The sequence below is a fragment of the Nocardia sp. NPDC059764 genome, from assembly GCF_042732555.1.
Lineage (GTDB): Bacteria > Actinomycetota > Actinomycetes > Mycobacteriales > Mycobacteriaceae > Nocardia.
The window spans coordinates 48,035-54,958 of sequence record NZ_JBHWHH010000028.1; the positions used below are offsets into that span (position 1 = coordinate 48,035).

Annotated in this window: 6 protein-coding genes; 5 read left to right on the plus strand and 1 reads right to left on the minus strand. The window is 68.6% G+C overall.

Annotated features, from left to right (window positions below; genetic code table 11):
• Positions 1 to 103: 103 nt before the first annotated feature.
• Entirely contained in the window at positions 104 to 1,321 is a 1,218-nt protein-coding gene (locus ACFV4K_RS08750) for a hypothetical protein (RefSeq protein ID WP_379273249.1), read from the minus strand.
• Positions 1,322 to 1,502: 181 nt separating this feature from the next.
• Between ACFV4K_RS08750 and ACFV4K_RS08755 the strand changes: the two genes are divergently transcribed.
• From ACFV4K_RS08755 to ACFV4K_RS08775, 5 genes are all read left to right on the plus strand, one after another.
• Positions 1,503 to 2,609 carry a phospholipid scramblase-related protein gene (locus ACFV4K_RS08755; RefSeq protein WP_379273250.1) on the plus strand — a complete coding sequence of 369 codons (1,107 nt, stop codon included), beginning with the start codon at positions 1,503 to 1,505 and terminating at the stop codon, positions 2,607 to 2,609.
• Positions 2,610 to 2,673: 64 nt separating this feature from the next.
• Positions 2,674 to 4,194: an FAD-dependent monooxygenase gene (locus ACFV4K_RS08760; RefSeq protein WP_379273252.1), complete on the plus strand. Its 1,521-nt coding sequence runs from the start codon at positions 2,674 to 2,676 to the stop codon at positions 4,192 to 4,194.
• Positions 4,195 to 4,236: 42 nt separating this feature from the next.
• A complete protein-coding gene (locus ACFV4K_RS08765; protein ID WP_379273254.1) occupies positions 4,237 to 5,436 on the plus strand; it encodes an RNA-guided endonuclease InsQ/TnpB family protein in 1,200 nt (399 codons plus the stop codon).
• Between the two features lie 177 nt (positions 5,437 to 5,613).
• On the plus strand, positions 5,614 to 5,973 hold the full coding sequence (locus ACFV4K_RS08770) for an FAD-binding protein (RefSeq protein ID WP_379273261.1): 360 nt from the start codon (positions 5,614 to 5,616) through the stop codon (positions 5,971 to 5,973).
• Positions 5,974 to 6,196: 223 nt separating this feature from the next.
• Positions 6,197 to 6,924 (plus strand): NAD(P)-dependent oxidoreductase (locus ACFV4K_RS08775; RefSeq protein WP_379273255.1); only part of this gene is annotated, 728 nt, incomplete at its 3' end.

Sequence of the window (6,924 nt, forward strand, 5' to 3'; positions counted from 1 at the left end):
TCCGCGCGCCCGGGTGTCGGCCCGCCGCCCACAGCACCGCGGCGCACCGCAGGTCGGGCCGCCGTCGACGGTTGAAATCAGTGATCGCGCAAGGAATCCTGGGTCAGCGCAGCACCCGGATCGTGGTGGTGAGGGTGGCCAGCATCGAACCCAGGCGCTGATCGGAGATGCGACGCTCGAGAACGTCGAGGTCCAGGCGGGTCGCGGTGGCCCACAGCTCCCCGATGCGCGACTGCACGCCGACATCGGTGGCGGCCAGCACCCACAGCAGCGGCGGCCACAACCGCGCGGCCTGGGCCAGCGCGGGCAGCGTGAGCAGGGTGGCCGCGTCGAGGCGGGCCAGCCGCAGCCCGGCGCGGCGGCGCACCTCGTCGGGGGTGCGGGCCAGCGGTTCGAGCACCCCGCGCCACACCCCGACATCGCTGCTGCCGTCGACGGCGTCGACCAGCGCATCGGCGATCTCGGGCAGTACCGGGTTCAATGCCAGCCGGGTCAGCGCGTGCGGGCTGAGCCTGCCCACGAACCGCAGCATGTCGTCGGTCGCGTCGGCGGCGATGAAGGTGGACAGCAGGTCGGCCACCGCGGAGGGCGGGGCCACCTCGAAGAGGATGTCGCCGACCGCGGCGATCACATCGGGCGCGCAGCGCGCGAACACCGACAGCGCCTCGAGCCGTAACTCCTTGGAGCCGTTGATGACCGTGCCCAGCATCCGCGGCAGCCGTTGGCCCTCGCCGGTGAGCAGCTGGCGCATCACCGCGCTGATCGCCTCGTTGGAATAGGCGTAGGCGGCCGATCGGATCAGCCCCTCGTCATCGGGCACGCCCTCCTCGACCGCGCGGATCAATTCCGGTGTCGCGTAGGCCAGGAACGGTCCGGCGGTGATGTAGTCGCGGCGCGCGAGCAGTTCGTTGAGGATCGCCACCACCGGGGCGGGCGGGGCATCGTCGGTGAGCTGGCCGACGGTGCGCGGATCCAGATACGGGCCGCAGTCCGCGGCATAGCCGACATCCAGGCGCAGCAGGGCCTCGACCGCCTTGGCCGGATACTTCACGCCGATCGCGCCGGCCGCGCGGCCGGTCATCGACGGCGGCACCAGCCGCTGCACGATGGGCAGCGAGATCGCCAGCGGAATGATCGGGACCAGCTTGGCCATGCGCTCGAAAACCGGGGTGTGCCGGTCGAAAAGGTTGGCCGCCATACGCTGCTGCAGTTCATGCAGCCGGTGCGGGCCGAGGTGTTCGAGGTGGGCGAGCCGTTCCACCGGCACGTGCAGGGTCCGGGCCAGCAGGACGAGCTGGGCTCGCGTCACCAGGTCGGTCATAATCGCGGCCGCTCCGTGTCCGCCCGGCAACCCGCGAATTCGACTGTGGCGGACATGTTTTCCCCGTTTCCTCGAGTGGCGTGGACCCGGCTTCCCGATGTCGACCGCCCATCATAGAGGTGACTACCCGGCAAAAAGTGCAAAAAGTGCAGACTCCCTGTACGACGATAGGATTCGGGCCATGAGTCAACCCGCGGGGTGGTACCCCGAGCGTCCCGGATCCCCAGTTCTGCGCTGGTGGGACGGCAGCCAATGGACCAATCACACGCAGCCCCAACAGCAACCCGCACCCCCGGCCCAGCAACCCGGCCGGCCGCAGCAGCCGCAACAGCAGCAGTACGCTCCCCAGCATCACCAGCAGGGCGCCGGCCAGCAGCAATACGCGCAACAAGGCACGGGCCCGCAGCATTTCGCGCAGCAGAGCGCGCCGCAGCAGCAGTACGCCCAGCAGAGCGCGCCCCCGCAGCAATACTCGCAGCAGAGCGCGCCTCACCGGCAGTTCTCTCAGCAAGGCGCGCCCCAACAGCCCCACGCCCAACAGGGTTACGCGCCGCAGCAGCCCCAGCAGTTCGCCCCGCGCAGTGAGGCCAGCCCCTGGGAGATCGAGGTCGGCAGCGCGAACAACCCCGGCGACATCCAGCGCCAGGTGCAGCAGCAGGCCGGAGTCGCGCCGGCCCAGAACGGCGGCGGGACCGTGTTCACCGAGCCCGTGCTCGTGGTGAACCAGAAGGTCAAGTTGATCGAAATGGTCAACGAGTACAGCGTGTTCGACCAGCACGGCCGCCAGATCGGCGCGGTCGCCGAGGTCGGGCAGTCGGCGCTGAAGAAGGCCGTGCGCTTCCTGTCCAGCTACGACCAGTTCATGACCCACAAGCTGGAGATCCGCGACGCCCACGGCCAGTGCCTGATGCGGATCACCCGGCCCGCCAAGGTGTTCAAGTCGAAGTTCCTGCTCGAGCACGGCAATGGCGCGCCGATCGGTGAGATCATCCAGGAGAACATGATCGGCAAGATCAACTTCGCCTTCATGGTCAACGGTCAGCAGATCGGCGGCATCCGCGCCGAGAACTGGCGGGCCTGGAACTTCGCCATCCACGACCACACCGGTCAGGAGGTCGCCCGCATCACCAAGACGTGGGAGGGCCTGCTCAAGACCATGTTCACCTCCGCCGACAACTACGTCGTGCAGATCCACCGCCAGCTGCCCCAGCCGCTGCTGTCGATGGTGGTCGCGTCCGGACTGGCCATCGACACCGCCCTCAAACAGGACCAGCGCGGCTGGAACTGACCGCGTAAGCCGCACGCAAGCCGACGCAAGGCTCCGGCAATCGGCCACCACCACAGTGATTCCCATGAACGAGACACGAGATGTGGTGGTGGTCGGGGCCGGACCGGTCGGACTCATGCTGGCCTGCGAACTGCGGCTGGCGGGCGTGGACGTCCTGGTCGTCGAACGACTGGCCGCACCGGATATGACCATCAAAGCGGGCGCCATCAACGTGCCCACCGCCCAGGCCCTGGACCGGCGGGGTCTGCTGCCGCGGATGCGTGAGGTCCAGGAGGCGGCCATGGCGCACATGGGCCGGATGTTCGGCGGCCGCGACCGGAGCCATATCGCGCCGGTGCGGCGGCCCGTGGGTGCGCATTTCGCCGGAATCATGCTCTGGCAGGACAATATCGACGGCGAGGACCCGGCCTTCGCCGATGTCGGCCCGGCCGGCGAATTCCGCTTCATCGCCCAGCAGTCCATCGAGGCCATGCTCGCCGAGCGCGCCGCCGAACTCGGAGTCCCGGTGCGCCGCGGCGTCGAGGTGACCGGTGTCGCCGACGACGGGATCGGCGTCACCGTCGACTGCGGCGACCGCACGATCCGTGCGGGCTGGCTGGTCGGCTGCGACGGCGGCCGCAGCACGGTCCGGAAGCTCGCCGGATTCGAATTCCCCGGCCTGGACCCGGAAATCACCGGCCGCCAGGCCATGGTCGAGATGACCGGTGCCGAGGACGTGCCGCTGGGCTGGCACACCACCCCCACCGGCATCTTCGTCAACGGCCCGATACCCGGACGCTTCCTCACCGTCGAACTGGACGGTCCGCCCGTCGACCGCGACGCCCCGATCACCGCCCGCGAACTCGAGGACAGCTTCGAACGCGTCACCGGGGTGCCGGTGTCGATCGCGAAGGTCATCTCGGCGACCCGCTTCACCGACAACACCCGCCAGGTCCCCGACTACCGCAAGGGCCGGGTGCTGCTCGCCGGCGACGCCGCCCACGTGCACTCCCCCTTCGGCGGTCAAGGCCTCAACCTGGGTGTCGGCGACGCGGTCAACCTCGGCTGGAAACTAGCCGCAGTCATCCGCGGCCGTTCCCCGGAATCGTTGCTGGACACCTACACTCGCGAACGCCACCCGATCGGCGCCTGGGTGCTGGACTGGACCCGCGCGCAGATCGCGCTCATGCGGACCGACCCGCGCAGCCGCGCCCTGCGCGCGGTCACCGCCGAACTGCTCGACACCCGCGCCGCGGCCACCCAGGTCCTGGCCAAGATCTCGGGCGTCCTGCACCGCTACGACCTGGGCAGCGCTGATCCCCAGGTCGGCAAGGCCACCCCCGATTTCGAGCTGGCCGACGGCACCCGCGTCGCCGACCACTTCGCCGACGGCCGCGGCGTTCTGCTGGACCTGACCGACTCCCCGGCACTGCGAGAAGTGCTGGCGCCCTGGTCGGATCGCGTCGCGATCGTCACCACCAAACCGGCCCAGCCGCGCGACACCACCGCTCTGCTGATTCGCCCCGACGGCATCGTGTGCTGGACCTCGGCCGAACCCCACGACCTCGTCGAGGCGCTCACCACCTGGTTCGGCGCACCCGCCTGACCCGTCGGCTACCACCGGACCGACGGGCGATCGCGTTGCGCGGTGCCGCGGGAAGTTCACCAGCAGGTGGCCGTATCGGTTACGCTCGATCTTGTGCAGTTGCGGTACAACTTCCGCATGTATCCGACGCCGGGCCAGCGGGTTTCGCTGGCGCGGGCGTTCGGATGCGCGCGAGTGGTGTACAACGATGCGTTGGCCGCGCGGGAGGCCGCGCGCCGCGACGGACAGCCCTACATCACGGACGCTGAACTGTCGAAAGCGTTGACCGAAGCCAAGAAATCCCCGCAACGTGCATGGCTGGCCGAGGTGTCCTCGGTGGTGTTGCAACAGGCGTTGGCCGATCTGAACACCGCCTACCGCAACTTCTTCGCCTCGATCACCGGCAAACGGCGCGGCGCGCGGGTAGGTCCGCCCCGATTCCGCTCCCGCAAGGACAACCGGCATGCCATCCGGTTCACCAAGAACTCACGGTTCGCGGTGACACCGGGCGGCAAGCTGCGGGTGCCGAAGATCGGCGATGTGAAAGTGGCGTGGTCGCGGGAGCTGCCGTGTGAGCCATCGTCGGTGACGATCATCAAGGACGCGGCGGGACGGTACTTCGCGTCGTTCGTGGTACAGACAGACGACCAGTCGCTTCCGGAACTGGATGCCGAGGTGGGTATCGACCTTGGCCTGTCAACGTTCGCCGTTCTGTCGGACGGGTCACGGATAGAGTCGCCGAGGTTTCTGCGGCAGGCCGAGCGCCGTTTGCGGAAGGCACAGAAAGCGTTGTCCCGCAAGGCGAAGGGCTCGGCGAACCGGGATAGAGCCCGGTTGAAGGTCGCACGTACTCACGCGAAAGTGGCCGATACGCGCCGGGATTGGGCGCACAAGCAGTCGACACGGATCATCCGCGACAACCAAGCGGTGTATGTGGAGGACTTGTGCGTGAAAGGTCTCGCGCGTACCCGGTTGGCCAAGAGTGTGCATGATGCCGGGTGGGGCATGTTCACCCGCATGCTGGACGAGAAGGCCACACGGTACGGGCGCACCTTCGCCAGGGTGGACCGCTGGTTCCCGTCCAGCCAGTTGTGTTCCGAATGTGGGGCGCTGAGCGGTAAGAAGCCTCTGTATGTGCGCGAGTGGACGTGCGCCTGCGGGGCTGTCCATGACCGTGATCTGAACGCGGCCCACAACATCCTCGCCGCCGGACGGGCGGAGAGGCTAAACGCCTGCGGAGGGACCGTCAGTCTTTCCGCCTGACGGAAAGCAAGTCCCAGCGAAACAGGAACCCACCCAGAGCGCCCTGTCAGGGGCGCTGGCAGGAATCGTCGGCCTTCTGGCCGAAGAGGACGTCAAGAGTGGAGTGCCGACAATAGCGCCGAGATCGGCAAGGGCTGGATCCACCGCGCCGAGTTCCTCAAGGAACTGGCCGAGCTGATCCACGTCGACCCGGAGGTCCTGCGCGCCACCCTGGACCGCTACAATGCGGCCTGCGCGGCCGGATCCGACGACCAGTTCGGCCGCCCCGCAAAGACTCTGGCCCCGATCTCGGAGCCGCCCTACTACGCCTTCACCAGCGCCCCCATCCTGGCCTGGAGCAATGGCGGCCCCCGCCGCAACGAGCACGCCGAGGTCCTCGACCCGTTCGGCGCGACCATCCCCGGCCTCTACGCCGCGGGCAATGTCAGCTCCACCTACTCCTGGTGCAAGGACGGCGGCTTCCACATCGCCGACGCCCTCGCCTTCGGCCGTGTCGCCGGATCCCGGGCCGCCGCCCGCACCACCGACGGGCAGTAACCCACACCGCGATCGCTTCGCGCGCACGGAATTCGGCACACACGCCAATTCTGCACTCGGTGCAAACGTGCGCGCGATGCCGCCCACGCCTACGAGCTGGACACATACCTTCCGGTCAGTGTCTGAGGAATTAGTGCGTACTTGTCGCCCGGCCCGGAGCCCGGCACCCTCGATACAGCGCGCGCCGAACGTCCTCGACCCTGCCAGAAGGAGTTGTCCCGCAATGACGAACACCCAGCACAGCCCGGTCACCGTACTGGGGCTCGGGGCGATGGGCCGCGCGTTGGCCACCCGACTCGTGAGCGCCGGAATACCGGCCACGGTGTGGAACCGCACGCCGGGCCGGGACACCGACGTGATCGCCGCGGGTGCGGTGGCGGCCGCGACCGCCGGCGCCGCCGTGCGTGGCGGCGAACTGATCATCACGGTCCTGCTCGACCACGCCTCGGTGCACGAGACCCTCGATCCCATCTCCGCGGACCTGACCGGCAAACAGTGGCTCAATCTGACCAGCACCACACCCGAGCAGTCCCGTGAGCTCGCCGCGTGGGCGGCCACGCACGGGATCGAATTCCTCGACGGCGGCATCATGGCCGTCCCCGACATGATCGGCGGCCCCGGTGCGAGCATCCTCTACAGCGGCTCGCCCACGGTCTTCGAAGCGTGGCGACCGGCCCTCGAATCGCTGGGCGCCGCCGACCATCTCGGAGCCGACCCGGGCCTGGCCGCGCTGTGGGACTTCGCGCTGCTGACCGCCATGTACACGATGTTCGGCGGCTTCTTCCAGGGCGCGGCGCTGGTCGGTTCGGCCGGAGTGACGGCCTCGGAGTTCGCCACCCGCGCCACCGGGTGGCTGACCGCCATGACCAATACCCTGCCCGCCTACGCGAAGATCATCGACGGCGGCGACTACACCGCCGACGTCTTCCAGGACCTGGTATTCACCAAATC